Genomic DNA, 26,653 nt, shown 5'->3' with positions numbered 1-26,653 from the left:
CACGGGCGCAGGAGGGCGTTCCGGAGCGGCTGGCACTCAATAGAAGAGCGCCGCCGGAGAAACCACGCAATGAACCGCCGCACGCCCGTCGCCAGCGCCCTGTTGGCTCTGTTTGCCACCCCCACCGTCGCACTTGCCCAGCAGGCCACGCTAGCCCAGGCACCGGCCACCACCACGTTGCCGGAAGCCGTTGTGAAGGGGTCTGCCCCGCGCGACGACTACAACGCCGCCAAAAGCTCCATCTCGAAGCTGCCCGAGAACCTGCGCGATGTGCCGCAATCGGTGACGGTCGTGCCCAAGGCGCTGACCGATGCGCAAGGCGGCAGCTCGCTGGCCGATGCGCTACGCAACGTGCCGGGCATCACCATCGGTGCGGCCGAAGGCGGGCAGATCGGCAACAACATCAACCTGAACGGGTTCTCGGCGCGTACCGACATCTACCTGGACGGCTTCCGGGATCGCGGCCAGTACTACCGCGACCTGTTCGCCCTCGATTCGGTGGAAGTGCTGATGGGCCCATCGTCGATGCTGTTTGGCCGCGGTTCAACGGGCGGCGTCATCAACCAGGTGACGAAGAAGCCGAAGCTGAAGGCGGCCACGGAAATCACCGGTTCGGTCACGACCAACGGCCTCGTGCGCGCCACCGCCGACGTCAACACGCCGACGTCCGATACCTCCGCCTTCCGCATCGCCGCGATGGCGCAGAACGGCAAGACGAGCACGCGCGACGAAATGACCGCGCAGGATTTCGGCATCGCGCCGTCGTGGCGTTTCGGCATCGGCACGCCAACCGAGGTGACGCTGTCCGCGCTGCTGCAGCACAACCGCGACATGCCCGACTACGGCGTGCCGAACCTCAACGGCCACCCGGTCAACGTCAGCCCCAAGACGTATTACGGCTACACCGATGACCGCACTACACAGGACGTGGCGTCGTTCTCGGCCAATATCGATCACAAGTTCTCGCCCAACCTGCGGCTGCGCAATCAGACGCAGTTCAATTACGTACAGACCGATGCGCGCGAGACGGCGCCCAACGCGGTGGGTACGGTCAATTCGTCAGGCGTGTTCACGGCATTGACCAACAGCAATCTGCCGCTCTCGGCGCTGTCGGTGCGCCTGCAAAGCCATGACCGCCGCATCCGTGACTATTCGCTGTTCAACCAGACCGAGCTGACGGCCAAGTTCGATACGGGTTCGGTCAAGCACACGCTGCTGGTCGGCACCGAGTTCGGCCACGACGGTTACGACAACCAAAACTATTACCGCAACGGCTCGTGCAACGGCACGCCGCTGGCGCAGTCGAGCATGACAAGCGGCTTCGTCTCGTGCGAGCCACTGGTCAGCCCGAGCTACACCACGTCGCCGGCCAGCACGCCGTCGAGCCTGGGCAACCTGCAGGGCGGCTCGGCCAACACGGTGGCTGCGTACTTCAACGATTCGATCGAATTCACCAAGCAGTGGAAGGCGGTGGCCGGCCTGCGCTACGACCGCTACGTGGCGAGCATTTCGAACTCGCTGAATTCGGCGAACACGCCGGCGTCGGCCAAGATCACCGCGCTGCCGTATGCGCAGCAGAGCGTGAACTTTGTCAGCACGCGCCTGGGCGGCATCTGGCAACCGACGGAATGGCAGTCGTACTACGTGTCGTACGGCACGTCGTTCAACCCGTCATTGGAACAACTCGTGGGCACCACGGGCCAGCAGGGGTTGGACCCCGAGAAGAACAAGTCGTATGAAGCCGGTGGCAAGTGGGATCTGCTCAACGGCGATCTGTCGGTCAGCTCGGCGCTGTTCCAGATCACCAAGGACAACGCCCGCACACAGATCGACAGCACGACGTACACGTCGGCCGGCAAGATCCGCGTGCGCGGTGCGCGCCTGGGTGCCACGGGCCATGTCACCGACAAGCTGCAGATCTTCGCGGGCTATACGTATCTGGATGCGCAGATCGTCAATGGCATTGCCGCGGGCACGCAGGGCATGACGCCGGCCAACACGCCCAAGCATTCGGCCACAGTGTGGACGAGCTACGCCTTTGTGCCGAACTGGGAAGTGGGTGCGGGCGCGTTCTACATGTCCCAGCGGTATGCCAACAACACCAACACCGTGCAGACGGGCGGCTTCGTGCGTTGGGACGCGATGCTGGCCTACCATCAGCCGAAATACGACGTGCGGCTGAACTTGTTCAACGTGTTCAACAAGACGTATTACGATGCGCTGATTCCGTCCGATGGCGGTCGCGCCGTGCCGGGCACCGGCCGTGCGGCGATGCTCTCGGTGGTGTATCGGATGTAATGGCTGGGGGATGGGCCCCCGGCTGCATCCCCGTTTCTTTCGAGCGCCATGCTTGTCTGCATTCCGAACGTTTTCAACGCCGCGCAGGTGGCTGCGCTGCGCGATCTGCTCGATAACGCGGGCGATGCCTGGGTCGATGGCCGCGTGTCGGCCGGATATTCGGGGGCGCCGGTCAAGGTCAACCAGCAGATTGATGAGGGCGCAGAAGTGGCCCTGCAGTGCCAGCAGCTCATCCTGAGCGTGCTGGAGCGGCACCCACGCTTCATCAGCGCGGCGTTGCCGAACGTGGTGTACCCGCCCATGTTCAACCGCTACGGCGAGGGCATGACCTTCGGCGCGCATGTCGATGGCAGCGTGCGCATCCACCCGCACAACGGTACAAAGTTGCGCACCGACATCTCGGCCACGCTGTTTCTGTCAGACCCCGCCAGCTATGACGGCGGCGAACTGCAGATTGAAGACACGTACGGCATGCACAGCGTCAAGCTCAATGCCGGCGACTTGGTCATCTATCCGGCAACGAGCCTGCATCAGGTGACGCCCATCACGCGCGGGGTGCGCGTAGCGAGCTTCTTCTGGATCCAGAGCCTGATTCGCGATGACGCGCAGCGCGCCATGCTGTTCGACCTGGACAACGCCATCCAGACGCTCAACCAGACCGACGCGGATGCCACCGCGCGCCGCACGCTCATCGGCGTGTATCACAACCTGATGCGGCAGTGGAGCGAGACCTGATCTGAGCGCCCAGCGTCACACCCGTGGCGGTGCGACGCACTGTGAGCCGTGCGCTTCGGCTTAGTGGCCCGAACGGCGATACAGCTCGGCCATCATGCCGCAGCTTTCCACGTGCAGCGCTACGGCGCGGCTGGCTTCACGGCGCACGATTTGCCAGAAACGGGCGAGGCGCGAGGCGGGGGCGGCTTGGAGAGCGACGGTGTTCATGGCGATTCCTTCTGAGGACTGATTTAGGGATAACCCTAGTAGGGAATACCCGAATGTTAGTCCGAATATTGCGGCGCAGCAAATCGCATTTGCCAGTGTCGCCTCATCACCACATATGCGTGCCTAATCCGCCACTCTGCTGACCGTGCCGGCGTTCCCGTCCACGCAGATCGTCTCGCCGTCTTCCAACTGTGCCCGGATGCCGGGCAGGTTCACCACCGCCGGAATCCCGAACTCCCGCGCCACGATAGCGCCGTGCGAGAGGTAGCCGCCGGTTTCCATGACGAGCCCGCCGGCCTTCAGGAAAAGCGGCGTCCAGGCGGGGTCGGTGCTGGGGGCGACCAGGATATCGCCCGTTTGCAGCGCCGTGCCGCCAGCCGCGTGATCGACGAGCCGAGCCTGCCCCCGTGCCGAGCCTGCGCCTACGGCGGTGCCGCTCCACGCATCGCCTGTGAGGGCGATTGGCGCGCTGGTCCCGACCCGTGCCTCGCCATGTTCGGTGAGGATGTCCGGCTCCTGCGCGGCGGCCCAATCGTCCAATTGCTGGCGGCGTTCACGCGCGCGCTGGGCGGCGAAGCGCACAGGCAGCGCGCCGGTGCCCGCGGCAACGCATTCGTCCAACGTCAGGTTGAAAATGTCTTCGGGCGCATCGAGTCCTTCTTCGCCGACAAGCCTGTCAGCCAGTTTCAACAGACCGATGCGTAGCGCGTCCAGATACGCCACCAGTGCGCTGCGTGCGGCTTCGCGCTGGTTGCTATCGCGCACGGCACCCTTGAGCATCCCCCGCACAATCGGGCGCAGCCAGAACGGCAGGCGCGCCCACGCACGCTTGGAGGCAGCCAGCTGCCGTTGCCGCACGGCATTCGCGTCGCTGCCGATCAGCCCGACGACGAGGTCGAGCACATAGTCGGGTTGCTCGCGCCAGCGCGGGCGGCAGAAGTAGCTCTCTTCAATGGCGCGGTGCCCGTAGCGCTCCAGAAACGTACTGAAGTGCTGGCGGAACGGGCTGTGCGCCGGTATTTGCAGCGCCCATTGCGTGCCGATGCGGTTGTCGGCGCGAAGCCAGGCGAGCGCCTCGGCATCGGCGGCGGCCGTTTGCGCCAGGGCCATCAGTTCGTAGCTTTGCTGCGCAGTCACACTGGGTTCAGCGCCGGCCATGAGCGCGGCGGCCAGGGCGTGGCCCTCACCGGGGCACTGTTTTTCGATCACGTCGACCAGGCCCGAAACGGAGCCGCCCGCCGAGCCTTGCAGGAAGAACAGGCCGTCTGCGCGGCGCGCGATGTTGAAGCGGTCGCGCAGGCAGGTAGCCAGCTCCGCGGTCGATTCCGGCCACGCGTCTTCACGCCATTGCGCAGCTTGCTTGCGGGCGCGGTTCAGATCGCTTTGTGCATGGCGGCGCGCGGCGCCGGCGCTGCACAGATAACGCACAAGCCGCGCGCCACGCGCCAGCCGTTGCGGCCATGTGGCGCGCGGCAGCGCAATCTCGGGCTGCGTGCCGCCCAGCATGCGGTTGATGGCCTCTGGTGCAATGCCGAACGCGTCAAAGGCCTCCCACTGCATCAACGAGACATCCAGATACACGCGGCCACCAAATAGCCTGGCGCGCGCCAGCCCTGGCAGCAGTGCGTAGCCTGCCAGCGAGTACGCCAGCATCAGCATCCGGTTGGCCGCGTGACCATAGAGCGTCCAGTCGATGGGCGACAGCGGCGCGGGAAACACCTCGCGCGTGTTGCCGCGCGTCCAGAACGTCGGCTGGGTTTGGAGCGCAGCGTAAGTCTGGCGGGCGGCCGTGGTGATCGGGCGAGCCTGCACGATCCAGAAGCGTTGCCCGTCCCAGACCCATTCGATGTCATAGCGGGGCTGGGCAAAGTCGAGCGCACGGGCCGTGTCGCGCGCGACCGTGGCCAAGGCGATGAGCTGCGCGTCGTCCAGCACGGCGCGGCGGGCGTCTGCAGTGGCGGTGTCTGCGAGTGCGGTGCCGCCTTCGGACAGCGCCCGCGTCATGCGGTGCTTCGTGCCGATCCGGCGTTCGACCACATGCAGCGTGTCGTCTTGCGGCGCAACTTCCAGCCGGTCGACGTCGCCATCGGCATGGCCGCCCACCAGCGCTTCGCCCAGGCCCCAGTGCGCGTTGACGACGATGTGGTCGTCGCGGCCCGTCAGCGGGTCACACGTAAACGCGATGCCTGCGGCCAGTGCCGGCAGCATCGGCATGATGACCACGGCCATCGCCAGGTCGGAGGTGTCGATGCCAAAGCGCTCGCGGTATGCCAGCGCTTGCGGTGCATGCGCCGAGTCCCACACTGCGCGCACCGCGTCCGCCAGCGCCTGCATGCCCATCACGTTCAGTCGCGTCTCGTGAATGCCCGCGAACGAGCGTCGCGCGGAATCCTCCTGCGGTGCGGAAGAGCGCACAGCCAGCGGCGTGTTTTGCCAGCCGCGCGCGGCCAGCGCTTGCGCGATGGCAGCCAGCACCGTATCGGGCACCGCCTCTCCGTGATTCCGCCGGAGGCTGGCGTCCGCGGCCAGCACGAAACCATCGGGCACCGGCACGCCGAGTTTCGACATCCGGCCAAGCTGCCAGCCCTTGCCGCCCGCCACAGCGGCACCAGCCGCCGCTGCAGCCGGCCAATCGAGCACGAGCGGGTTCATCAAGCCTCCTTGCGGGCCATGCCGTGCAGGAACAGGTCGATGACGGCGGAGAAACCCGCGTGCAGGTCTGTTTCGGGACGTGCCAGCCAGCGCATGAGCGCGCCGAGATACAGATACTCGAACAGCCCCGCGAGCTGCTCGGCATCGAATCGGGTGTCGAGCTCGCCCGAGCGCTGCGCCGCGTCGATGAGCGCCATGAACACCGCTTCCAGCCCGCTGCGCTTCTCCGGGTCACGGTTGCGGGCGGCCAGGTCGGCGCTGGCAAAGCGGTAGCGGAAATACGCGGCCAGATAGGGCCGGCGGACGTTGCACCAATCGGCCGAGGCGGAAAGCAGCACCGCCAGGCGGGAGGCGAAATCCGGCTGCCCCTCGATCTGCGCGCGCAGTTGCGTGCCGCCTGCCGCCAGTTCGGCGTGGAATTGGTGCGCCAACAGGGCTTCCTTGACCGGAAAGTGGTTGTACAGCGTGCCCTTGGACACATCGGCCTGCGCTGCAATCTGCTCCATCGTCACCGTGTCGTAACCGTGCTGCTCGAACAGGGAGAAGGCGGTGGCCGCCAGGTGGTCCAGCGTCTGGTTGCGCTTGCGCTCGCGGCGGCCGGCTTCAATGGGGATCGGGTTGGACGACATGATGGGCACACCATTGTTTAAACGATGTTCAATTTTATACGTCGTTCAAAAATATGTGCAAGCGAGAGCCCCTCTGTAGAATCGGCCCATTCTTCCGGCAACCTTTTGACAGGACCGACCATGACTGCATTGCGCACGCTATATCCGCCCATCGAGCCCTATGAAACCGGCATGCTCGACGTGGGCGATGGCCACACGGTTTACTACGAGCGCGTTGGCACGCCCGGTGCCAAGCCTGCGGTGTTCCTGCATGGGGGGCCGGGTGGCGGCGTTTCGGTTGATCATCGCCGCGTGTTCGATCCCGCACGCTACGACGTGATGCTGTTCGACCAGCGCGGCTGCGGGCGGTCGACGCCGCACGCGGGGCTGGAGGCCAACACCACGTGGCATCTCGTGGCCGATATCGAACGCCTGCGCGCCATTGCCGGCGCCGAGCGCTGGCTTGTCTTTGGCGGCTCGTGGGGTTCGACGTTGGCACTCGCTTACGCGCAGAAGTATCCGCAGCAGGTGAGCGAACTCGTGTTGCGCGGTATCTACACCGTCACGCAGGCCGAGCTGCGCTGGTACTACCAGTACGGCGTATCGGAGATGTTCCCCGAGAAATGGGCCCGCTTTCAGGCGCCCATTCCCGAGGCCGAGCGCGGCGACATGATTGCCGCCTATCGCAAGGTGCTCACCGGCAACGACACCGCCAGGCAGATCGAAGCCGCCCGCGCCTGGAGCGTGTGGGAAGGCGAGACCATTACGCTACTGCCCGACCCGAGCAACAGCGCCAAGCACGCCGACGACCATTTCGCCCTGGCCTTCGCGCGGCTGGAGAATCACTACTTCACGCATCAGTGCTGGCTGGAAGAGGGCCAGTTGCTGCGCGAGGCGCACAAGCTGGCGGGCATTCCCGGCGTGATCGTGCATGGCCGCTACGACATGCCGTGCCCCGCGCGCTATGCGTATGCATTGCATCAGGCGTGGCCCGATTCAGACTTCCACCTGATCGAAGGTGCCGGCCATGCGTGGTCCGAACCCGGCATCCTCGATCAGCTGCTGGCCGCAACGGATCGCTTTGCCGGCAAGTAACCCATGACGGATTCCGCCGACCTGCGCTTCCTGCTGGCCATCCAGGACAACGGCAGCCTGGTGGCGACGGCGCGCGCGTTGGATGTGACGCCCTCAGCCGTGTCGCAACGCCTGCAGCAACTGGAGAAGAAGCTGGGCACACGGCTGGTCGATCGCACCGCACGCAGCCTGCGCTTTACGCAAGAGGGCGCGCTGCTGTGCGAGCGCGGCGCAGAGCTGATTCGCCAGCTCGACGCATTGTCAGAGGATTTGCACACGCGCCGGGGCGGCTTGGTCGGTACGCTCAAGGTGAATGCGCCGCTAGGGTTTGGGCGACGTTACGTGGCGCCTGTCATTGCCGATTTCCAGCAGCAGCACCCTGATGTCGACATCGAACTGGCGCTGTCCGATGCACCCCTTATCGAAGCGGCGGACCGGTTTGACGTGGTGGTGCATATTGGCGCGCTGCAGGTGTCGAACCTGGTCGGCCATGCGATTGCACCGAACGCACGCTTTGTCTGCGCGTCGCCCGCATTTGTGAAGCGCTTCGGTTTGCCCGAAACGCCCGATGACCTTGCCGCGCTGCCTTGCATCGTGCTGCGCGAGAACAAGGAAGACGTGTCGCTCTGGCACTTCAGCAAGGGCCGCACGAGCCGCAGCGTGCGCGTGCCGAGGCAACTCATCTGCAACGACGGCGATGTCATCCGCCAGTGGGCGTGCGAAGGGCGCGGCGTGATCCTGCGCTCCGAATGGGATGTCGCCGATGACCTGCGTGCGGGTCGCCTCGTGCGATTGCTGCCCGGCTGGAAGGCGCCGGATGCCAACGTGATCGCGCTCACGCACAACCGCGCGGGCTTGCCGCAACGTACGCGTCACTTCATGCAGGCGCTGCAGAACCGCTTCAAGCCGCAGCCGCCGTGGCGCGCATGATGCAGCGTCACTGAATCTTTGATTCAACCTGGCTTCACCGAAAGCCGCTGCGCGGTACCTACAATCGGTGGCATCGATCTCTACCGATTTGCAGGTGACAAGCGTGAACGCTTCCACGGTTTCTCCCGACGCCCGCTATCCGAAGGCCATCCTGTTCGATCTGCTGACCGCGCTACTCGATTCGTGGTCGTTGTGGAACCGTGCTGCGGGCTCCGAGCAGGCAGGCCGCACGTGGCGCGCCGAGTATCTACGGCTGACGTACGGCTGTGGCGCGTACGTTCCGTATGAAGCGATGGTGCGGCAGGCCGGGCAGAACGTCGGCTTGCCGGCCTCCGCCCCTGAAGCGCTGGAAGCCAACTGGTTGCACCTGGCACCTTGGAGCGGCGCTGCGCAAGCGCTGGCCCAGCTGCAGCCGCACTGCAAGCTGGCCGTTGTCACCAACTGCTCGGAACGACTGGGCCGGCAAGCCGCCGCGCTGTTGCCTGTTTCCTGGGATGTCGTTGTCACGGCCGAGCAGGCTGGCGTGTACAAGCCCGATCCGAAGCCCTATCGCATGGCGCTTGAACAACTTGGCGTGGATGCGGCTGACGCGGCATTTGTTGCGGGCTCCAGCTACGACATGTTCGGCACGGCGGCCGTCGGTCTGCGCACGTACTGGCACAACGGCATCGGCCTGGCGCCGGTGGAGGGCGCCCAGTTGCCTGAGATCACCTCGCCCACGCTCGAAGATCTGCTGCCCTGGGCCCGCCGTTTTGCCGCATGAGGATGCAAACCATGACCGCCGACACGCACACGCTTGAAACCCTCGACACGCCGGCTGCGCTGATTGACCTGCCGCGCATGCAGCACAACATCGCCCGCATGCAGCACCGCATGAACGCGCTGGGCGTGAAATTCCGCCCGCACGTGAAGACCACCAAGTGCCTAGACGTGGTGCGCGCACAGGTGGCGGCCGGCGCGCAGGGCATTACCGTATCCACGTTGAAGGAGGCCGAAGCCTTCTTTGCCGCCGGCATCAGAGACATCCTCTACGCGGTCGGCATTGTCGCCACCAAGCTGCCGCGTGCGATGGCGCTGCGCAAGCGGGGCTGCGATCTCAAGCTCGTGGTCGACAACGCAGAGGCCGCCCACGCTGTGGTCGACCACGCCCGCGTGCACGGTGAGCGCTGTGAAGTGTGGATCGAAGTCGACACCGATGGCCACCGCTCCGGCATCACGCCCGAGCAAGATGCACTGCTGGAAGTCGGCCGCATCCTGAAAGACGGCGGCATCGACGTGGGCGGCGTGATGACGCACGCCGGCTCCGGCTACGACCTGAGCGACCGCGCCGCGCTGGCGGCATTGGCCGAGCAGGAGCGTGCCGGTTGCGTGCGCGCCGCGCAGCGCCTGCGCGAAGCCGGGGTGCCGTGCGCGGCGGTGAGCGTGGGCTCCACGCCCACCGCGTTGGCCACCGAGCACCTCGAAGGCGTGACGGAAGTGCGCGCGGGCGTCTACGTATTCTTCGATCTGGTCATGCACAACGTGGGCGTGTGTGCGCTGGACGAAATTGCACTGAGCGTGCTGACCACGGTGATTGGCCATCAGCCCGACAAGGGCTGGGTGATTGTGGATGCCGGATGGATGGCGATGAGCCGTGACCGCGGCACGGCCAAGCAGTCGCAAGACTTTGGCTATGGCCAGCCGTGCACGCTCGATGGCACGCCGCTCGACGGGCTCATGCTGATTGGCGCAAACCAGGAGCACGGCATTCTGGCAGCGAGCGATGGCTCGGTACAAGACGACCTGGTGGCGCGCTTTCCGGTCGGCACGAAGCTGCGTGTACTGCCGAACCACGCGTGCGCCACGGGGGCCCAGTTCCCGGAGTACCAGGCGGTGTCGTCGCGGGGCATGGTGCAGACGTGGGGGCGGTTCCACGGATGGTGAGTGGTGCGGCCGCGCCCAGCATGAAACCGCGCAGGAGCAGGCTTGACGCGAACAGAGCGGGTGGCCGGCGGTGCCTCGTCGCTGCATCGCTGCGGAGCACAAGCCTCGGCATGCCGAACCCGTCCGGACAACAAAAAACCCGCGAGGCTCATTGCCACGCGGGTTTTTTGTCGCCCCTGAACTGCTTGGGACTGTGTTTGGTGCCCAGGAGAGGACTCGAACCTCCACGGAGTTACCCGCTAGTACCTGAAACTAGTGCGTCTACCAATTCCGCCACCTGGGCTAGGTGAGCGGCGCATTTTACCGACCGCCAAAAAATTTGCAAGCCCTTCTTTTCTGATCGGCTATTCCACCGGCGCGCCTGCGTTACAGCCGTTACGCGTGTGGCGGTCCGCAGGACGGCAACCTCGCTGCTACGCTGCCACGCAGCTATTTGCATTCCCCCCAACATGAGGTTGATTGATGATGAAACTCCGCCACGCCGCCACCGGCGCCCTGCTGGCCGCGCTTGCCACCTTTGCCCACGCCGAGCACCCGATCTGCACGATCGTGGCCGATGCCGCCACGGGCAAGGCCGTCTTGCACGAAGGCAAGTGCGACGAGCGCGTGACCCCCGCTTCCACCTTCAAGCTGGCGCTGGCCGTCATGGGGTTTGACCACGGCTTCCTCAAGGACGAACACACCCCCGTCGAGCACTTCAAGCGCGGCGACCCCGACTGGGGCGGCGAAGCCTGGCACCAGCCCATCGACCCGGCGCTGTGGCTCAAATATTCGGTGGTCTGGTATTCGCAGCGCATTACGCATGCGATGGGCGCGCAAACCTTCCAGGCGTACGTGCGCAAGCTCGGCTACGGCAACATGGACGTGAGCGGCGACCCAGGCAAGAACAACGGCATGGACCGCTCGTGGATCACCTCGTCGCTGAAGATATCCCCGGAGGAGCAGGTCGACTTCATGCGCCGGATCGTCAACCGGCAGTTGCCGGTATCTGCACGCACCTACGAGATGGTCGACCGTACCGTGCAGACCTGGCAGGTGCCGGGCGGCTGGGCGGTGCAGGGTAAGACGGGCACCGCCGGCCCGGCGCCGGGCAATACGTCGCCCGACGGCACGTGGGACCAGGCGCACGCTTACGGCTGGTTTGTCGGCTGGGCCAAGAAGGGTGACAAGACGTATGTGTTTGCCAACCTGATCCAGGACGACAAGGTTGAGCCGACCTCGGGCGGCATCCGCTCGCGCGATGCGCTGCTTGCGCGCCTGCCGGAAGTGCTGGCCTTCGCCGGGCACTGACCAACGACGTCATTCATGCATGACGGTGCTCAGCTTCGCTGCGCACCGTTGCCTCATCCACGCCCAGGCGCTGATGCAGCTCTTGCCAGCCCTTGGGCGTGACCAGCACGGCGCGTGAATCCCGTGCGCGCAGCATCCAACCGGCATCGCACAGGCGCCGCAGGAACTGCACCCCCAGCGGGCCCGCCAGGTGATGCGTGCGCTCCGTCCAATCCAGGCATTGCCGCGCCAGACCGCGCCGCGTGGGGCGAATGGCACGCACATCGAGTCCCACATCGCCAAACCACAGGATGCCCGCAGGCGTGATCTCGTATTGCTTATCTGGCATCGGCAGCAGATAGCCGCGTGATTGCAGCGCGTGCGTGACAGCCACGCCCACCTGGCCCGCAAGGTGGTCGTAGCAGCAGCGGCAGAAGCCCAGTTCGCGCGCTTTCGGGCTGGGTGTGGTGCGTCGCACGGCCGCGGCGGGCGTGATGGCGGCAAGGTGCTCCAGCGCTTGTGCCACATGTGCCCCGGCCAGCCGAAAGTACTTGTGCCGTCCCTCGGTTTCCACCACCACCAAGCCACCGTCGAGCAACTTGGCCAGATGCGTGCTGGCCGTCTGCGCGGTGACGCCCGCAGCATGCGCCAGCTCCCCCGCAGGCAGCGCGCGCCCATCGAGCAACGCCGTCAGCATGGCCGCCCGTGCGGGGTCGGCAATCAGGAAGGCCGTGCCGGAAAAACTGTTCGGATGCGACATGTCGGGCTCCTCGTCATGTGGCCATTCTAGGGAGCCGCGCGCCGCGATGCTTCGACACGCATCGAAGCGTTGCCCAGGGTGCCGGCACTACGCTGGGGCCATCGCTTGCTAAAGCCAAAAGCCAGAGGCTCCCAGATGGATGGAATCACGATGCAACCAACGCATGCCAACACCGCGACGCATAAGCGTCTGGTGCTGTGCGTGCTGTCGATGGCCGTGTTGGTCGCACAGATCGACACCGCCGTCGTCAACCTGGCGGTGCGCCCGATAGGCCAGTTCTTCCACGCACAGGTCGGGCCGCTGCAGTGGGTGATCGACGCCTATAACCTCGCCTATGCCGCGCTGCTGCTCAGTGGTGGCCTGCGGGCCGACTTGTACGGCCGGCGGCGGGCGTTTGTGTCGGGTGCGGCGGTGTTCTCGGTGGCATCGGTGCTGTGCGCGCTGGCACCGTCGATCGGGTGGCTGATCGGCGCGCGTGCCATGGCGGGTGTGGGAGCGTCGCTGCTGCTGCCGGCATCACTGGCGATCTTGCGGGTGGTGTGGCGCGACGCAGGCGAACGTGCGCATGCGCTGGGTGTCTGGGCGGCATGCAACGGCCTGGCCATGGCGATCGGGCCGACGGCCGGCGGCGTGCTGGTCACGCACTTCGGCTGGCGTGCCGTGTTCTGGGTGGTGGTGCCGGCCAGCGTGGCCATCATGGTGCTGGCCGTGCGCGTGGTGCCGGAATCGTCTGACGCCGCCCACCGTCGTTTCGATGCGCTGGCCCAGGTGTTGGGCGCGATCACGCTGGGTGGGCTGGCCTTTGCTGCTATCGAGGCGCATCACGCGCCTGCTGTGGCGGCGGCTGTGCTCGCCGTGGCGCTCGTCGCGCTGGCGTGGTTCATCCGCGTAGAGGCACGCCACGGCAGCGAGGCGCTGGTGCCACTGGATCTTTTTCGCGTGCGCGCGTTCCGCGGCGCCATCGTCGCCACGGCCGGCATGACGTTCGGCATGTACGGTGCGCTCTTCCTGCTGCCGCTCATGTGGCAGAGCACCGGCCGCTTCAACGTCATTGGCGCGGGCATTGCGCTGATGCCGATGGCGCTGGTCTTCATGGCGGTGTCGCCCATGTCGGGCACGGTGGCGCGCCGCCATGGTGTGCGGCTGGCCACGGCGGGCGGGGTGGGCATCATCGCGCTGGGGCTGCTCACGTTGGGGGTATGTGCCGGCGCGGCATCGGTGGTGCCGGCAGCCGTCGGGCTGGCACTCACGGGGCTCGGCATGGGCTTTGCCACTGGCCCGCTGATGGGCGCGGCAGTAGGCGCCGTGGGGCCGGAGCGTTCCGGCACGGCATCGGCGCTCGTCAACGTGGCGCGCATGACAGGGGCGACGTTGGGCGTGGCGATCCTGGGCGCGGTATATGCCGTGGGCGGCAGCGGCGCATCGGGGTTGCGCGTGGCCATGTTGTGCGGTGGCGCGGTACAGCTTGCGTGCGCTGCGGTGGCGTGGCGGCATGGCGCTGATCGCCGCTGAGGGTTCCGCAATGTCCCCCGCTTTTACGGCAGATTGGCGCAGGCAAGGCCATCTGACGCGCGGCCAAAAAAATGCCCAGCGAGGGGATTGCCGGGCAAAGTGGGATGTGAATGCGTACGATAGAACCACCTTACAAGTATTTCTTCAATCAGATTGAAAACAAATTCAAAACACCACACGTTTTTGAGGGTTTGCTCTAAAGAAACGGGCGCTTGAATATCCATGCATGTGCGGGTTTCTCCTGATGGCTGCGCCATTTGCGGGTGGATGGCAAACGATTTCCTTTTGAAGTGGGAAATCCAATGTCGGTGCCTTTCAATAAAAAAAGAATCTAAAAAAAGCCAAATGAAAAAGACGTTATTGGATTGAAATGAATTGGCGAGTGAATTCAATTCTTTCCGAATTGAATTGTCGCTTCGGCCGGGTATGTTGGCCGCCAGTCGCCGTCGGCACGCACACCACTGCATGGGCAGGCATTTGCATTGATCGAATTTCGGGGCGCGTCAGCCGTCAGGAATTCGGGGTTCTGTGTGTTCGTCCAGCACCGAGGGTTTCAGCTGGAAGCACTCGCACGAGCGCCCGCGCGGCGACGACGGCAAGCTCGGCATGCGCTGGAACGGGTAAGCCGGCAGCAACGTGTCAGTGCGGCACGCTGCAGAAACCCTGGGCGCGCCAGGGCTTATGCTGCATCACAACAAACAAGGGCCAGCCCCTGCGGTTTCCCTCGGTGCTTGGCGCCATGCGGCACCGTGGTCGCTTGCGAGTTTTGTTCACGCGTTTTGCAGTTGTCTGTCATGACAGGAATTCGTGAAAACCCTAGGAAACCCGCGCCCACCTTAGCGATTGGTTATTTCATGCGAAAAGCCTACGCTTACTACGTAGTACTACGTGTGGCTGCTGCGTACAGGTGCGGATGGTTTTCCAGAAGGCGCTCGATCACAGTGCGCCGGATAACTACAAAGGCGGAAAGCAATCCGTCAGACATCCGTCTGGTCACGCATCGGGCGTGGCACCTCACCTGTTCAAAACAACATCCGAAGTCCCCGAACTAGGAGACAACCCATGAAGTTCTTGCTCGCACTGCCTTTCATCGGCCTGCTGTGGGTGCCGTTCTACAACCAGGAAATGCCGGCGCTCTTCGGCTTTCCGTTCTTCTACTGGTACCAGTTCCTCTGGGTGCCGATCACCTCGCTGCTGATCTGGATCGTCTTCAAGAACGGTCAGAGCAAAGGAGAAGAATGATGGGCGGACAAATCAACTGGACTGCGCTGGCGGTCTTCATCTTTTTCTTCGCGCTGGTCACGGTGATGGGTTTCATCGCCTCGCGCTGGCAGCGTGGCAACTCCGACAAGGGTGCCCACATTGAAGAGTGGGGCCTGGGCGGGCGCAACTTCGGCACCTGGATCACGTGGTTCCTGGTGGGTGGCGATTTCTACACCGCCTACACCGTGATCGCCGTGCCGGCACTCGTGTATGCCGTGGGTGCGTATGGCTTCTTCGCGCTGCCGTACACGATCCTGGTGTACCCGATCGTCTTCCTGATCATGCCCAAGCTGTGGAAGGTGGCGCATGCCAAGGGCCACGTCACGGCGGCCGATGCCGTGTACGGCCGCTACGGCTCGCGGCCGCTGGAGTTTGCGGTGGCGCTGACGGGCGTGGTGGCGACGATGCCCTACATCGCCCTGCAGCTCATCGGCATGGAAGTCGTGATCAAGGCCCTGGGCTTGACGGGTGAGCTGCCGCTGGCGGCTGCCTTCGTCATCCTGGCGCTGTACACGTACTCCGCCGGCCTGCGCGCGCCTGCGCTCATCGCCTTCGTCAAAGACATCATGATCTACATCGTGGTGCTGGTGGCGGTGGTGCTGGTGCCGGCCAAGCTGGGCGGCTACGGTGCCGTGTTTGCCACCGCGCATGATGCGTTTGCCTTGAAGGGCGGCGCCACGGGCCTGACGCTCAAGCCTGCGCAGTTCCTGCCGTTCGCCACGCTGGCGATTGGCTCGGCACTGGCGGCGTTCATGTATCCGCACACGCTCACGGGCATCTTTGCCGCGCGCAGTGCAGACACCATCCGCAAGAACGCTGTCTTCCTGCCTGCCTATACGGTGCTGCTGGGCCTGATTGCGCTGCTGGGCTTCATGGCCTACTCGGCAGGCATCAAGGTCACCAACAACAACGACGTCGTGCCCGCGCTGTTCAACGCGCTGTTCCCGAGCTGGTTCACGGGCTTTGCGTTCTCGGCCATCGCGATTGGTGCGCTGGTGCCGGCGGCGGTCATGTCGATTGGTGCGGCCAACCTGTTCACGCGCAACTTCTGGAAGCCCTACGTGGCCCCGGACCTCACGCACGCTGGCGAGGAAAAGGTTGCCAAGGTGATCTCGTTGATCGTCAAGGCGGGCGCGCTGGTGTTCATCCTGTTCCTGCCGACCAAGTTCGCACTGGACCTCCAGCTGCTGGGTGGCGTGTGGATCGTGCAGACGTTCCCGTCGGTGGTGTTCGGGCTGTTCAACATCTCGAACCGCTTCCGCGCACCGGCGCTGCTGGCCGGCTGGGCGGCGGGCATGATCGCCGGCAGCTGGCTGGCGTTCTCCGATGGCATCAAGCCTGTGCACACCTTCGTGATCGGCGGTGACAAGTACACCATCTACACGGGCCTGGCAGCACTGGCCTTCAACATCATCGTTGCGGTGGTGGTGCAGTTGCTGATGGGCAAGCGCGGGCAGGAAACGGCCGCGCTGCGTCAGGCAGGCTGATCGACGCTGCAACTCGCAGAAGCAGGAGAAAGGGCCGGCACCTCAGGGTGCCGGCTTTTTCTTTGGGCGACCGGCACGCCGCGCAGCCGACGAGGTTCAAGCAGACGCCAAAAGAGGAATCCGCACCGTGAACGTCGTACCGTGTTCCGACGATTGCACATCGATCGTGCCGCGATGTGCCTGCACGATGCAGCGGCAGATATACAGGCCAAGCCCGATCCCGGCAGCACTTCCCCTCTGGTCGGGTTGCGTCGCGCGGGTGAGCGGATCGAACAGGGTGGGGAAAGCAGCGGGCGGAATGGGGTTGCCCTCGTTTGAAACGGCAATCGTCATCTGCCCATCGCGCCCGGCCGCTTCAACGGCGACCCGCCCCGACCCATAGCGCACCGCGTTGGTCAACAGATTGACCAGCAGCTGGCCGATCCGGCTGCCGTCCCACTTGCCACGCAGTTCGCCGGCCAAGCGCAGGTCGATCTGCGCGTCGGGGTACGACGCACACACTTCATCGATGGCATCGCTGCACAGCCGTCCCATATCCTGGCTACTGAAACTCGTGGGCAGGAAGTCGCCCAGGCGCGTGCGTGTGAAGACTAGCAGGTCGTCAATCATCTGCTGCACGCGCATCGCGCCGCGCTGGATGAACGCGACCGCTCGCACGCTGCGCGAAGACAGGCCATCGTCGTGCAGCAGCGTTTCTGTCGAAGCCAGGATCGCGCCGAGTGGGGAGCGCAGGTCATGCGCTAGCACCCCGGCAAACAGGTCGCGCATGCGCTCGGTCTGCTGGGCGTGCTGGCGCACCGATTCCGCAAGCATCTGGTCGATGGCCTCGTTGAACCGGATCATCTCTTGCAGCGCCAGCGCGTGAGCCTGCGGGTCCTGCTGCCACCGGCGGAGCACGCTGGCGCGCAACGCGCGGTATTCCGCCACCAGATCGTTGATGTCGAACCCGTGCGAGAGGCGGTCGTCTGCATGCTCGTGGGCGGCTTCATTGAAGCCCGAATCGGACGGCGCACGGTCGCCCCACGATTTGGCGTGCTGTTGTGCAGACGTCTGCCCCTCGCGCATATCGGCAGCAATCCGCAGGAGAAGGTCACGCGCCGAGTTGCACAGCTGCTGTTCAGACAGACGAGAGCGGCCGCTGTTGAGCCTGCGCGCGTATTCCGTCCAGTCGTCGATGAGGCCCGGGAGGTTTGCCTCGATAAAGTCGGATAGGTTCATGGGTTTCCTTGATGGTGGCGAAAGCCATGGTCGGGAGCCGGCTCGTGCGCCGCGCCGCTGTCATCCCGATCGTTCGCGGGAACGGCCCATGCTGCGCTTTTGGCTACAAGGTATGCAAACGGCGTTCCTCTTGCCAGCCATACCGGTGTGAAGGAGTGGCGTTTCAGTCGCCCATTGCGCTGGTTTCGGTAAAGATGCGGGCGCGGTCCACTAATTGCTAAGCGCGCCCGACACCCTGCGGAATCGGGACTGATCTGCCAATCCTATGAACCACGACCCCTTGTCTGCTGAATCCGGTTTTGCGTGGCTGCGGTTGTGGGCCGAATCCACCTCGGAGTTCTCCGTCTTTGCCCTGTCGCGCCCTGGCGTGGTCGCCACGTGGAACCCTGGCGGCGAACGGATGCAGGGCTATCGGCCGGACGAGATTATTGGCCAGCCGCTCGCCCTTTTGTATCCGCCAGAGAGCCGAGCCTCGGGTGCGCCGCAGGCCGCGCTGCGTGCCGCCGCAGAGTCAGGGCGGTATGTCGAGGAGGGATGGCACATCCGCAAGGACGGCACGCCCTTCTGGGCGACCGTTGCCATGACGGCACTGCGCGACAGCAACAACGCGCTGATCGGGTTCGGCACCGTGATCAGCGATATGAGCGAGAAGAAGGCCGCCCACGACGCCGTGCTCAATAGCGAGCGGAATTTCCGGCTGCTGGTTCAGGGTGTGACGGACTACGCCATCTTCATGCTGTCGCCCGACGGGCACATTACGAGCTGGAATGCTGGCGCCCGGCGCATCAAGGGCTATACCGAAGACGAGATCATCGGTTCGCATTTTTCGCGGTTCTATACCCCCGAGGACGTTGCGGCCGGTGTGCCGTTCCGTGGCCTGGAAACGGCCCGGCGCGAAGGGCGATTTGAAGCTGAAGGCTGGCGCGTGCGCAGCGATGGGAGCCGCTTCTTCGCGCACGTCATCATCGATGCCATCTACGAAGACGGCCAATTGGTCGGGTTCGCAAAGGTCACGCGCGACATCACGGAGCGGCGGCGCGCGAGCGAGCAACTGGAGCAAACGCAAAGAGCGCTCTTCCAGGCCCAGAAGATGGAGGCCCTGGGCAAGCTCACGGGCGGTGTTGCGCATGATTTCAACAACGTGCTGCAGGTGCTGCGGGGCAACCTCGAACTGCTCGAAAGCCGCCATGGCCGGGATGGCTGGAGCGCTGAGCGGCTGACTAACGCCATCGATGCCGTCGACCGCGGTGCGAAGCTGGCCGCCCAACTGCTTGCCTTCGGCCGCCAGCAACCGCTTGCACCCGTGGTGATCAACCCCGCGCGCCAACTGCGCGCCATGGACGATCTGCTGCGGCGGGCGCTGGGCGAGGCGATCGAGATCGAATCGGTGGTGGCGGGCGGACTGTGGAATATCGCGGTCGATCCGCATCAGTTCGAGAACGTCATCCTGAACCTGGCCATCAACGCGCGGGATGCGATGCCGGACGGCGGCAAGCTCACGCTTGAACTCTCCAATGCCACGCTGGATGACGACTACGTGGTCGCGCTGCCCGACGTGCCGGCCGGGCAGTACGTCATGCTGGCGGTGACGGATACCGGTACGGGCATGGCCCCCGACGTCATGGAGCAGGCCTTCGACCCGTTCTTCAGCACCAAGCCCGAGGGGGAAGGCACGGGCCTGGGGTTGAGCATGGCCTACGGTTTCGTCAAACAGAGCGGCGGCCATATCCGGCTCTACAGCGAGGTCGGTGAGGGCACGACGGTGCGCATCTATCTGCCCCGTTCCACCGATATGGCGGTTGAGCCCGCACGCGTCAAAACCGGAGCGCTCAAGCACGGCAACGAGACGATCCTCGTCGTGGAAGACGACGCAAAGGTTCGCGAGACCGTGGTTGATCTGCTGAGCGGCCTGGGCTATGCCGTGCTCAAGGCCAACAATGCGGAGCAGGCACTGGCCGTGATCGAGAGCGGCGTGCATATCGACCTGCTGTTCACCGATGTGGTCATGCCCGGCGCCCTGCGCAGTACGGAAATGGTGCGGAGAGCCGTGCAGGCACTGCCCGCGCTGAAGGTGCTCTATACCTCCGGCTACACGCAGAACGCCATCGTGCATGGCGGGCGGCTCGATCCGGGCGTGGAGCTGCTGAGCAAGCCGTACAGCCGACAGCAGCTTGGGTTCAAGATCCGCCAGGTGCTCGGAAGCGACGCGGGGCAAGCGGCCGGACCCGATGAAGGTGACACGCCGCCCGACCTCAACACCGGCACGGTGTGGGAACCGGCGCGCTTGCGTATCCTCGTGGTTGAGGACGACGCTTCCTTGCGTGGCGCGGTGTGCGAGCTGTTGATGCTGATCGGGATCACACCCCAGCAGGCGGCCAGCGGCGCGCAGGCGCTGGCCGCGCTGAAGTCGGGGTCTTTCGACGTGCTGTTCACAGACGTGGTCATGCCCGACATGTCCGGCATTGAACTCGCACAGTGCGCGTCCACACTGCATCCGGAACTCCGCGTCGTCTTCGCCTCCGGCAACCCGATTCCCAACCACGACCGCTTTGCGTTCAGGTGGACTGCGCTACGCAAGCCTTACACGCTCGATCAGTTGCAGCACGCACTGCAATCGATGATGGCGCCAGAGCGGGCCGCCACCGATACATAGCCGAGCGCCGGGGTTTGAGGGCGGCGTTCGGCCCTCGGAGACCCGTCTTCCACAGTCGGAGGCGCACGCACGGCACTCAGACTGTGGAACGCCGCAGTTCTCGCTCGAAATTTTCGACCTCCGAGAGTCGTGCGCGAGGGCCAGACTGTGGAGCGCGAGCCTCCAACCGTGGCGATCGACTGTCCGAGGCTGGAACGCGGCTCTCGGAGGTCGAAAATTTGAAGCTCGAAGAGCCGGGCGCGAGGGGCAGACCGTGGCGCGCGAGTGTCTGACGGTGATGCGCGACGCTTGCACTGTCGGAATCGAGTGTTTGAGGGTCGAGCGTGGGGCTCAGAGCTTGGCGCTTGAGTGCCTGGGAGTGGAGCGCGAGGGTTTGGAGGTGGGTCGTGGCGCATTTGGAGTGACGCCCCACAAATCAGACCTGCGCTGCCAGCCCCATCGCTATAATCCTTCCCGCTGCCGCACCAACGGCAGCCGGGTGTAGCAACCTGTTTGAGTGGTACCTCTGGACGGCAATTGCATTGCAATTTGCCGGCAGGCACTCGCGCGCCATCAAGGGCGGGCCGGGTGGGGAGACCTTCGGGTCTGCCGGTGCTCCAGAGAGCCGGTTTGCTACCCCCGCCGTCAGGCCCGCCACCCGTGTAGCAACGAGTTGACAGGCCTCTACTATCTCTGGAGGCTCCATGCCAATCGCTTCATACCCCTCTCCACCACGGTGCGCCCCTCACGCCGACGCCACGTCAGCGGCAACGGGCAAGCTCACCAAGAATCGCACTTACCTGAATGGCGCGCTCGCTGGCCAGGCTTATCTCAAGCGCACGCGCACCGCAATGTGCTCGCATGTTCAATGCCGGCCCGGCATGCTGCGTGAGCAGCTTCAGCACTTCTCAGCGCACAGTTTTCCGCCTGCATTCGTGAAGGGCTTTGTCGATGCGATCGATGTGTACGTGTCGATGTCGCTTGGAGGCCGGGACGTGGATCCGCAAGCATGGGATGTGCTCGCCGCCATTGAGCGGCGTGGCCATAGCGAGCAGTAACGATGCGTTGATTGATTGCGGGCCGGGCGGAGCAGCCTTCAGGCTGGCTGGCTTCCTTGGGTGTCAGTTTTCCACCTCCGCTGTCGGGCCCGCCGCCCTCACGTGATCGGGCGCAGGCGCGCTCGCATCATCTCAGCGCACCTGCCCCCGCCCCGCGCGAAATTGCGCCGCAACCATCGCCACCCGTGCGCCATAGCGACGTGCGGTTTCAAGATCTCCTGACGACATTTCTTCCGGCGACGCATCGGCGGGCGTCTGCGCCATCGGCGCGATGTACGATCCCATGCGGTTCAGGTCGTCGCGTTTGGAGGCCTTTACGTTCGCAGGCTTGATGTCCATGCTGACCCAGATGCCGCCATGCTGCCCCGTGAGCAGAACGAAGTATTCGAGCGTGTTGAGCTTGTCGCCATTGATGCTGGCGCTGTTGGTAAAGCCGCCGAAGACCTTGTTTTGCCACGCGCCTTCAAACCACGGCTTCGACGATGCATCGGCGAACTTCTTGAACTGCCAGCTCGGGCCGCCCATGTAGGTCGGCGAGCCGAACAGGATGGCGTCGGCTGCTGCGAGCGTGGCCCAGGCGTCTTCGGAGATATTGCCCTCGGCATCAATTGCGACGAGGTCTGCGCCGGCGCCTTCGGCAACAGCGCTTGCCATGCGGGCGGTGTGCCCATAGCCGGAGTGATAGACGACGGCCGTTTTTGCTTGGGTGGTGGTTTCAGTCATGGTGGCTTCCTATCGTGAACGTGGTCCGCTGCGGACGACATGGGAGGCCACTCTACTGAGCTGTGACGGCGTGATAAACGACGCCGATTTGAACGTTCTGTTCTTCGCCGGATGAACAATGCAAAACCTCGACGCGCTGTTGATCTTTGCCCGTGTGGCCGAAATGACGAGCTTTACGCGCGCGGCGGAAAGCCTCGGCATCCAGAAGGGACGTGTGTCAACGGTGATCCGCACGCTCGAGCAGGATGTGGGCGTTGCGCTCCTGCACCGGACCACGCGGAGCGTGCAACTGACCGAAGACGGCCGCGAATTCTATGCACGCGCCCGCGACCTGCTGGCCGAAGCGCAGGAATTGCAATCGATGTTCCTGGCGAATGGCGGGCCGGTACGTGGCCGGCTGCGCGTCGATCTGCCGACCGAGTTGGCACGCAGTGTCGTGGTGCCTGCGCTGCCGCAATTGATGGCGGCGCACCCGGAGCTGCAACTGGAGCTTTCCAGCACAGACCGGCGCGTCGATCTTGTCCAGGAAGGCTTCGACTGCGTGATCCGTTTCGGGCCGATTACCGATGAAACGATGATTGCGCGGCCGCTGGGCAAGCTGCGCATGACCAATGCGGCAAGCCCTGCCTATCTGGCGCGTTATGGCGTCCCGCATACGCTGGAAGACTTGGTCCGCCAGGGGCATCAGATGGTGCATTACACGCTCATGCTCGGCGCCAGGCACGCTGGGTGGCAATACCCCGATGGCGATGGTTATGCGTGGCTTCCGCTGCCCGCCGCCATGCAGGTCAACAGCGTGCAGACGTATCACGCGGCCGGGTTGGCGGGCATTGGATTGATCCAGGCGGGCTACACCGCGCTCGCGCCCCATCTCGAGAGCGGTGCGCTGGTTGAGGTGCTGCCAGACCTGCGCCCTGAGCCGCTGCCTGCGTCGTTCGTGGTGGCGCATCGGCGCAACCTCTCGCCGCGCGTCCGGGTCTTCATGGCGTGGATCGAAGGGCTGTTGAAGCCCTATCTGGATTGAGCGTTGCGCAGGCACACCACGTGATCGGCGGCGTGCCTAGCGCGACTAGCTCAGCATCGAATCGTCATCCGAGTAGTCACCACCGCCCAGGTCGCTGTCGTCGATCAGCCCGAGGCTGTCATCGCGCAACGCGGTGTTGGTATTGCCGTTGTTACCGCCGCTGTCGCTGTCGTAGTAGTTGTTGATGACGGTTTCCGTGGCGCCGCCCATCACCGGCTGCTGGCCGAAGAAGCCGCCACCGCCACTGTTGTGGTGGAACATGTTCTCGATGCCCTGGAACAGCAGCGCGCCGCCGGCCACGCCGGCTGCGGTGGTCGCGACGCTGCCCAGCGTGCTGCCCAGGCCGCCACTGAAGAAGCCGGAGCGCGCCGGTTGCGCCGGGGCCTGTTGGGCCTGGGGCGGCATCTGCGCCGGGGCGGCCTGCTGCGGAGCGTATGCGGGCGTGGGCGTCGGGCTGCCGGCGTGACTGCCCCAGTTGTTGGCCGAGTCCATGAACGACGCGCTGCGGCCGGCTTGCGCCGCCTGCAACTGGTTCTGCAGCGTGGCGATTTGCGCCTGCGCCGAGGCCAGCGCCTGGTCGAGCAGCATGGCGCGCTGCACGAGCAGATAGGCCGCGTCCGGCTGGCGGGCCACGGCGTCGAGGATGCGGGCTTCGGCCTGCGGGTCCTTGGCTGCGGCGCGGGCTTGCGTCAGTTGGGCCAGGAAGTTTTCCAGCGCTTGCTGTTCTTGCGGGGACATGGTGTGTGTTCCTGTCTGGGTGGGTGCGACGTGACCAAGGTAGGCGTCAAGTCTTAAACGAAAATTAAGGCCCGGCAGCTTCTTGTGTAACGGCCTGTAACCCTAAGCCCCTAGGCGGCCGGGCGGTATTGGCTGGGGTTGGCGCCCGACACCTTGCGCATCAGGCGCCGCAGCGCAGTGGCGTCTTCGTAGCCTACGGCTTCGGCCACGCTGTCGATGGTCATGCGGCTTGATTCGATCAGCATGCGGGCGCGGTTCAGGCGCACGCTCTGCACCAGGGCGAGGGTGCTTCTGCCGGTGGCCTCCCGCACGTGCCGCGACAGGGTGCGTTGCGACATGGCCAGCTCGTCGGCCAGCGCCTGCACGCTGGGCGGGTTGGGCAGGGCGGCTTCAATGCGTGCCACCAGCCGGGCAATCAGCGCGTTGCCGTTGGCCAGCATGGCGGGCACCACAAACGGCGCTTGCGCGTGACGGCCGTCGATCAACAGCACGCGCCCCACGGCATCGGCCAGCGCCACGCCAAAGCGCGTGCGCAGCAGATGCAGCATCAGGTCGGTCTGCGCAAAGGCGGCGCCGGCGGTGGTAATCGGGCCGTCGGCGCACACCATGCGGTTTGCGTCGACGGTGCATGCGGGCTCCCACTGCTGCAACGTTGGGGCGAGCCACCAAGACGTGGTGACGCAGCGCCCCGGCAGCACGCCGGCCGCCTGCAGCAGGAACACCGCCGAGCACGATGCAGCCACCTGCCCGCCCGATGCGACTTGAGCGGCCACGGCGCGAACTGCTCGCTGCGCATCGTCCTGCGCCAGGCGCGTGGCTATGACGCCGGCATGGTCTAGGCCTACGCCCGGCACGATCCAGGTGCTGCCATCGGGGCGCGGGCGTTTTGGCAGCGCAGCAGTCTCCACCTGCATGCCGTTGCTAAGGCGCACGCTGGGCGCGTCGGCTGACAGTACGCGCCACGTTGGACGCGGCGCCTTCACACGCGGGGCGAGTGTCGACGCAGCCTGCAGGATGTCCAGCGTGGCCGCCACGCTGGTGGCGTACGCGCCGGAGAGTACGAGGATGGTGAAATCCGCCATGACCAAAGTTGCCCGAAAGATGTCGAAATCGACACTGCCAGTCTAGCGGCTGCGCGGGTTCAATGCAGGCATGTCAACGACGCTCTCGAGTGCCCCCATGCCGAACATCCTCGTCAAGATTCCTGCAAACACGTTTGACGGCGACGCGCGCGCGACGCTCGCACGCCGCATCACCGAGGCGGCCGCGCAGGCCGAGCAGATTCCCGATGATCCGCGCCGGCGCGCGACGACCTGGGTAATGGTGGAAGAGGTGCCGGCCGCCTCGTGGTGGTGCGGCGGGGCGGATGTGACAACGCAGATGGTGCCGTGTCTGGTCGTCGCCCATGTGCCGGCCGGTGTGCTGGATGCTGCTGCGCGTACGCGCTTCGTTCAGCAGATGCACGAAGCCTTTGCGCTGGCGTTGCCAGCCGATGATGCGCGGCGCGTGGTGACCTCGGTGATGCTGCATGACGTGCCCGACGGCACCTGGGGCGTGAACGGCGCGTTGTGGTCGCTGCCTGATTTCGCCAGGGCGGCCGGTTATGCGCATCTTCAGCATCTCGCCGCCTGAGCCAGGCCATTCCAACGGAGCCCACGCATGACAAGCCAGCACACGCAGCAGGATGACAGCCTGGAAGACTTCACGCGCCGCCAGATCACCCTGGATGGCATCGCCAAGACCGTGTACGTGGCAGGCACCGGCCCGGGCGTGATCGTCATGGCCGAGATGCCGGGCATCAGCCCGCACGTGGCGCGGTTTGCACGCTGGGTGCGCGATGCGGGGCTGACGGTCTACATGCCGTCGTTGTTCGGGCGCGATGGCGCGGTGCCCGAGGCGGAGGCGGGTGCGGAGGTGTTCCGCCATGCGTGCGTGAGCGCGGAGTTCCGTGCGTTTGCCGCCAACCAGTCGAGCCCGGTCACGCAATGGCTGCGCGCGCTGGCGCGGCGGGCCCATGCGGAGTGCGGCGGCCCGGGCGTGGGCGCCATCGGCATGTGCTTCAGCGGCAATTTCGCGCTGACGATGATGCTGGAGCCGGCCATGCTGGCGCCGGTGCTGTGTCAGCCGTCCTTGCCGCTGAACGCACCGGACGGGATCGAGATCGCGCCTGAGGATGCGGCCGCCGTGCGCCAGCGGTTGGAGCAGGAAGACCTGACCGTGCTGGCCTACCGCTTTGAGGGTGATCGTTTCTGCCGTGCCGAGCGCTTTGCTGCGTATGCGCAGGCGCTGGGCCCCCGCTTTGTGGCGCGCGTGCTGCCCGACAGCGCTGCGCACCCGAACCCGCCGCCGTTCTTTGCCCAGCACGTGCCTTGTCCGCACAGCGTGGTGACTGCCCACCTGATCGACGCCGCCGGCGAGCCCACGTTGGCGGCCCGCGACGAGATCCTGGCGTTCTTCCGGCAGCGCCTGAGCTGAGTGGGGGCTCACATGCGAGTGTGAGCCCGGCGCCGCACGGTTCGGTGTAAACCCCGGGGCGACGTCT

General features: G+C 65.2%; 24 protein-coding genes and 1 tRNA gene. 15 read left to right on the top strand and 10 right to left on the bottom strand.

Annotated features, from left to right (window positions below; genetic code table 11):
* Positions 1-69: 69 nt before the first annotated feature.
* Both ACU8YE_RS16305 and ACU8YE_RS16300 read left to right on the top strand, forming a co-directional pair.
* Positions 70-2,298 carry a TonB-dependent receptor gene (locus tag ACU8YE_RS16305; protein WP_446929173.1) on the top strand — a complete coding sequence of 743 codons (2,229 nt, stop codon included), beginning with the start codon at positions 70-72 and terminating at the stop codon, positions 2,296-2,298.
* Between the two features lie 48 nt (positions 2,299-2,346).
* Positions 2,347-3,033 carry a Fe2+-dependent dioxygenase gene (locus ACU8YE_RS16300; RefSeq protein ID WP_027679602.1) on the top strand — a complete coding sequence of 229 codons (687 nt, stop codon included), beginning with the start codon at positions 2,347-2,349 and terminating at the stop codon, positions 3,031-3,033.
* Positions 3,034-3,093: 60 nt separating this feature from the next.
* On the opposite strand, the gene ACU8YE_RS16295 is transcribed toward ACU8YE_RS16300, so the two are convergent.
* The 3 genes from ACU8YE_RS16295 to ACU8YE_RS16285 all read right to left on the bottom strand — a co-directional run bounded on the left by ACU8YE_RS16295 (position 3,094) and on the right by ACU8YE_RS16285 (position 6,521).
* On the bottom strand, positions 3,094-3,240 hold the full coding sequence (locus ACU8YE_RS16295) for a hypothetical protein (protein WP_232038798.1): 147 nt from the start codon (positions 3,238-3,240) through the stop codon (positions 3,094-3,096).
* 123 nt (positions 3,241-3,363) lie between these two features.
* Positions 3,364-5,892 carry a PEP/pyruvate-binding domain-containing protein gene (locus ACU8YE_RS16290; RefSeq protein ID WP_446929172.1) on the bottom strand — a complete coding sequence of 843 codons (2,529 nt, stop codon included), beginning with the start codon at positions 5,890-5,892 and terminating at the stop codon, positions 3,364-3,366.
* The gene (locus ACU8YE_RS16285) at positions 5,892-6,521 is read right to left on the bottom strand and encodes a TetR/AcrR family transcriptional regulator (RefSeq protein WP_446929171.1); all 630 of its coding nucleotides are present in this window, start codon (positions 6,519-6,521) and stop codon (positions 5,892-5,894) included. Before ACU8YE_RS16285 ends, ACU8YE_RS16290 begins: the two co-directional genes overlap by 1 nt.
* A 120-nt stretch (positions 6,522-6,641) precedes the next feature.
* On the opposite strand from ACU8YE_RS16285, the gene pip reads away from it, so the two are divergent.
* From pip to ACU8YE_RS16265, 4 genes are all read left to right on the top strand, one after another.
* Positions 6,642-7,595, top strand: a complete 954-nt coding sequence (gene pip, locus ACU8YE_RS16280; RefSeq protein WP_446929170.1) for a prolyl aminopeptidase — start codon at positions 6,642-6,644, stop codon at positions 7,593-7,595.
* 3 nt (positions 7,596-7,598) lie between these two features.
* The gene (locus tag ACU8YE_RS16275) at positions 7,599-8,504 is read left to right on the top strand and encodes a LysR family transcriptional regulator (RefSeq protein WP_260801130.1); all 906 of its coding nucleotides are present in this window, start codon (positions 7,599-7,601) and stop codon (positions 8,502-8,504) included.
* A gap of 94 nt (positions 8,505-8,598) precedes the next feature.
* Positions 8,599-9,267 (top strand): HAD-IA family hydrolase, encoded by a 669-nt coding sequence (locus tag ACU8YE_RS16270; RefSeq protein WP_446929169.1) that lies wholly within the window; start codon positions 8,599-8,601, stop codon positions 9,265-9,267.
* Between the two features lie 11 nt (positions 9,268-9,278).
* The gene (locus tag ACU8YE_RS16265; protein WP_446929168.1) at positions 9,279-10,427 is read left to right on the top strand and encodes a DSD1 family PLP-dependent enzyme; all 1,149 of its coding nucleotides are present in this window, start codon (positions 9,279-9,281) and stop codon (positions 10,425-10,427) included.
* Positions 10,428-10,625: 198 nt separating this feature from the next.
* Here ACU8YE_RS16265 and ACU8YE_RS16260 read toward each other — a convergent pair.
* Positions 10,626-10,710, bottom strand: a tRNA-Leu gene (locus tag ACU8YE_RS16260).
* Positions 10,711-10,889: 179 nt separating this feature from the next.
* Between ACU8YE_RS16260 and blaOXA the strand changes: the two genes are divergently transcribed.
* Positions 10,890-11,717, top strand: coding sequence for an OXA-22 family class D beta-lactamase (gene blaOXA / locus ACU8YE_RS16255; RefSeq protein ID WP_232038791.1), 828 nt, complete (start codon positions 10,890-10,892; stop codon positions 11,715-11,717).
* A 13-nt stretch (positions 11,718-11,730) separates the two neighbouring features.
* Here the strand turns inward: blaOXA and ACU8YE_RS16250 are convergent, their stop codons facing one another.
* Positions 11,731-12,456, bottom strand: a complete 726-nt coding sequence (locus ACU8YE_RS16250) for an ArsR/SmtB family transcription factor (protein WP_446929167.1) — start codon at positions 12,454-12,456, stop codon at positions 11,731-11,733.
* A 135-nt stretch (positions 12,457-12,591) separates the two neighbouring features.
* Between ACU8YE_RS16250 and ACU8YE_RS16245 the strand changes: the two genes are divergently transcribed.
* Entirely contained in the window at positions 12,592-13,968 is a 1,377-nt protein-coding gene (locus ACU8YE_RS16245) for an MFS transporter (protein ID WP_446929166.1), read from the top strand.
* Positions 13,969-13,991: 23 nt separating this feature from the next.
* On the opposite strand, the gene ACU8YE_RS16240 is transcribed toward ACU8YE_RS16245, so the two are convergent.
* Positions 13,992-14,192, bottom strand: coding sequence for a hypothetical protein (locus ACU8YE_RS16240; RefSeq protein WP_322018188.1), 201 nt, complete (start codon positions 14,190-14,192; stop codon positions 13,992-13,994).
* A gap of 838 nt (positions 14,193-15,030) precedes the next feature.
* On the opposite strand from ACU8YE_RS16240, the gene ACU8YE_RS16235 reads away from it, so the two are divergent.
* Positions 15,031-15,210 carry a DUF3311 domain-containing protein gene (locus ACU8YE_RS16235; protein ID WP_024978098.1) on the top strand — a complete coding sequence of 60 codons (180 nt, stop codon included), beginning with the start codon at positions 15,031-15,033 and terminating at the stop codon, positions 15,208-15,210.
* A complete protein-coding gene (gene mctP / locus ACU8YE_RS16230) occupies positions 15,210-16,718 on the top strand; it encodes a monocarboxylate uptake permease MctP (RefSeq protein WP_446929201.1) in 1,509 nt (502 codons plus the stop codon). Before ACU8YE_RS16235 ends, mctP begins: the two co-directional genes overlap by 1 nt.
* A 96-nt stretch (positions 16,719-16,814) precedes the next feature.
* Here the strand turns inward: mctP and ACU8YE_RS16225 are convergent, their stop codons facing one another.
* A complete protein-coding gene (locus ACU8YE_RS16225) occupies positions 16,815-17,936 on the bottom strand; it encodes an ATP-binding protein (RefSeq protein ID WP_446929165.1) in 1,122 nt (373 codons plus the stop codon).
* Positions 17,937-18,201: 265 nt separating this feature from the next.
* Here ACU8YE_RS16225 and ACU8YE_RS16220 point away from each other — a divergent pair, with 265 nt between their 5' ends.
* Both ACU8YE_RS16220 and ACU8YE_RS16215 read left to right on the top strand, forming a co-directional pair.
* The gene (locus ACU8YE_RS16220; protein ID WP_446929164.1) at positions 18,202-20,589 is read left to right on the top strand and encodes a PAS domain S-box protein; all 2,388 of its coding nucleotides are present in this window, start codon (positions 18,202-18,204) and stop codon (positions 20,587-20,589) included.
* 683 nt (positions 20,590-21,272) lie between these two features.
* Positions 21,273-21,626, top strand: a complete 354-nt coding sequence (locus tag ACU8YE_RS16215) for a hypothetical protein (RefSeq protein WP_446929163.1) — start codon at positions 21,273-21,275, stop codon at positions 21,624-21,626.
* A gap of 132 nt (positions 21,627-21,758) precedes the next feature.
* On the opposite strand, the gene ACU8YE_RS16210 is transcribed toward ACU8YE_RS16215, so the two are convergent.
* A complete protein-coding gene (locus ACU8YE_RS16210; protein ID WP_446929162.1) occupies positions 21,759-22,349 on the bottom strand; it encodes a flavodoxin family protein in 591 nt (196 codons plus the stop codon).
* 118 nt (positions 22,350-22,467) lie between these two features.
* Here ACU8YE_RS16210 and ACU8YE_RS16205 point away from each other — a divergent pair, with 118 nt between their 5' ends.
* Positions 22,468-23,373, top strand: a complete 906-nt coding sequence (locus ACU8YE_RS16205) for a LysR family transcriptional regulator (protein WP_446929161.1) — start codon at positions 22,468-22,470, stop codon at positions 23,371-23,373.
* A 45-nt stretch (positions 23,374-23,418) separates the two neighbouring features.
* On the opposite strand, the gene ACU8YE_RS16200 is transcribed toward ACU8YE_RS16205, so the two are convergent.
* Entirely contained in the window at positions 23,419-24,111 is a 693-nt protein-coding gene (locus tag ACU8YE_RS16200) for a DUF2076 domain-containing protein (RefSeq protein ID WP_446929160.1), read from the bottom strand.
* A 110-nt stretch (positions 24,112-24,221) separates the two neighbouring features.
* Positions 24,222-25,193, bottom strand: coding sequence for a GlxA family transcriptional regulator (locus tag ACU8YE_RS16195; protein ID WP_446929159.1), 972 nt, complete (start codon positions 25,191-25,193; stop codon positions 24,222-24,224).
* A 97-nt stretch (positions 25,194-25,290) separates the two neighbouring features.
* Between ACU8YE_RS16195 and ACU8YE_RS16190 the strand changes: the two genes are divergently transcribed.
* Positions 25,291-25,743: a tautomerase family protein gene (locus tag ACU8YE_RS16190; RefSeq protein ID WP_446929158.1), complete on the top strand. Its 453-nt coding sequence runs from the start codon at positions 25,291-25,293 to the stop codon at positions 25,741-25,743.
* Positions 25,744-25,770: 27 nt separating this feature from the next.
* Entirely contained in the window at positions 25,771-26,586 is an 816-nt protein-coding gene (locus tag ACU8YE_RS16185; RefSeq protein WP_446929157.1) for a dienelactone hydrolase family protein, read from the top strand.
* Positions 26,587-26,653 lie beyond the last annotated feature (67 nt).

The sequence above is a fragment of the Ralstonia sp. VS2407 genome (genome assembly GCF_052950655.1).
The sequence above is the reverse complement of the archived record's forward strand: the minus strand, read 5'-3'. Positions and strand labels throughout refer to the sequence as shown.

Bases quoted from the DNA above. Each gene is read 5' to 3' on its own strand.
- ACU8YE_RS16305 (WP_446929173.1), top strand. From the start codon at position 70: ATGAACCGCCGCACGCCCGTCGCCAGCGCCCTGTTGGCTCTGTTTGCC.
- ACU8YE_RS16300 (WP_027679602.1), top strand. From the start codon at position 2,347: ATGCTTGTCTGCATTCCGAACGTTTTCAACGCCGCGCAGGTGGCTGCG.
- ACU8YE_RS16295 (WP_232038798.1), bottom strand. From the start codon at position 3,240: ATGAACACCGTCGCTCTCCAAGCCGCCCCCGCCTCGCGCCTCGCCCGT.
- ACU8YE_RS16290 (WP_446929172.1), bottom strand. From the start codon at position 5,892: ATGAACCCGCTCGTGCTCGATTGGCCGGCTGCAGCGGCGGCTGGTGCC.
- ACU8YE_RS16285 (WP_446929171.1), bottom strand. From the start codon at position 6,521: ATGTCGTCCAACCCGATCCCCATTGAAGCCGGCCGCCGCGAGCGCAAG.
- pip (WP_446929170.1), top strand. From the start codon at position 6,642: ATGACTGCATTGCGCACGCTATATCCGCCCATCGAGCCCTATGAAACC.
- ACU8YE_RS16275 (WP_260801130.1), top strand. From the start codon at position 7,599: ATGACGGATTCCGCCGACCTGCGCTTCCTGCTGGCCATCCAGGACAAC.
- ACU8YE_RS16265 (WP_446929168.1), top strand. From the start codon at position 9,279: ATGACCGCCGACACGCACACGCTTGAAACCCTCGACACGCCGGCTGCG.
- blaOXA (WP_232038791.1), top strand. From the start codon at position 10,890: ATGATGAAACTCCGCCACGCCGCCACCGGCGCCCTGCTGGCCGCGCTT.
- ACU8YE_RS16250 (WP_446929167.1), bottom strand. From the start codon at position 12,456: ATGTCGCATCCGAACAGTTTTTCCGGCACGGCCTTCCTGATTGCCGAC.
- ACU8YE_RS16245 (WP_446929166.1), top strand. From the start codon at position 12,592: ATGGATGGAATCACGATGCAACCAACGCATGCCAACACCGCGACGCAT.
- ACU8YE_RS16240 (WP_322018188.1), bottom strand. From the start codon at position 14,192: ATGGATATTCAAGCGCCCGTTTCTTTAGAGCAAACCCTCAAAAACGTG.
- ACU8YE_RS16235 (WP_024978098.1), top strand. From the start codon at position 15,031: ATGAAGTTCTTGCTCGCACTGCCTTTCATCGGCCTGCTGTGGGTGCCG.
- mctP (WP_446929201.1), top strand. From the start codon at position 15,210: ATGGGCGGACAAATCAACTGGACTGCGCTGGCGGTCTTCATCTTTTTC.
- ACU8YE_RS16225 (WP_446929165.1), bottom strand. From the start codon at position 17,936: ATGAACCTATCCGACTTTATCGAGGCAAACCTCCCGGGCCTCATCGAC.
- ACU8YE_RS16220 (WP_446929164.1), top strand. From the start codon at position 18,202: ATGAACCACGACCCCTTGTCTGCTGAATCCGGTTTTGCGTGGCTGCGG.
- ACU8YE_RS16215 (WP_446929163.1), top strand. From the start codon at position 21,273: ATGCCAATCGCTTCATACCCCTCTCCACCACGGTGCGCCCCTCACGCC.
- ACU8YE_RS16210 (WP_446929162.1), bottom strand. From the start codon at position 22,349: ATGACTGAAACCACCACCCAAGCAAAAACGGCCGTCGTCTATCACTCC.
- ACU8YE_RS16205 (WP_446929161.1), top strand. From the start codon at position 22,468: ATGCAAAACCTCGACGCGCTGTTGATCTTTGCCCGTGTGGCCGAAATG.
- ACU8YE_RS16200 (WP_446929160.1), bottom strand. From the start codon at position 24,111: ATGTCCCCGCAAGAACAGCAAGCGCTGGAAAACTTCCTGGCCCAACTG.
- ACU8YE_RS16195 (WP_446929159.1), bottom strand. From the start codon at position 25,193: ATGGCGGATTTCACCATCCTCGTACTCTCCGGCGCGTACGCCACCAGC.
- ACU8YE_RS16190 (WP_446929158.1), top strand. From the start codon at position 25,291: ATGCCGAACATCCTCGTCAAGATTCCTGCAAACACGTTTGACGGCGAC.
- ACU8YE_RS16185 (WP_446929157.1), top strand. From the start codon at position 25,771: ATGACAAGCCAGCACACGCAGCAGGATGACAGCCTGGAAGACTTCACG.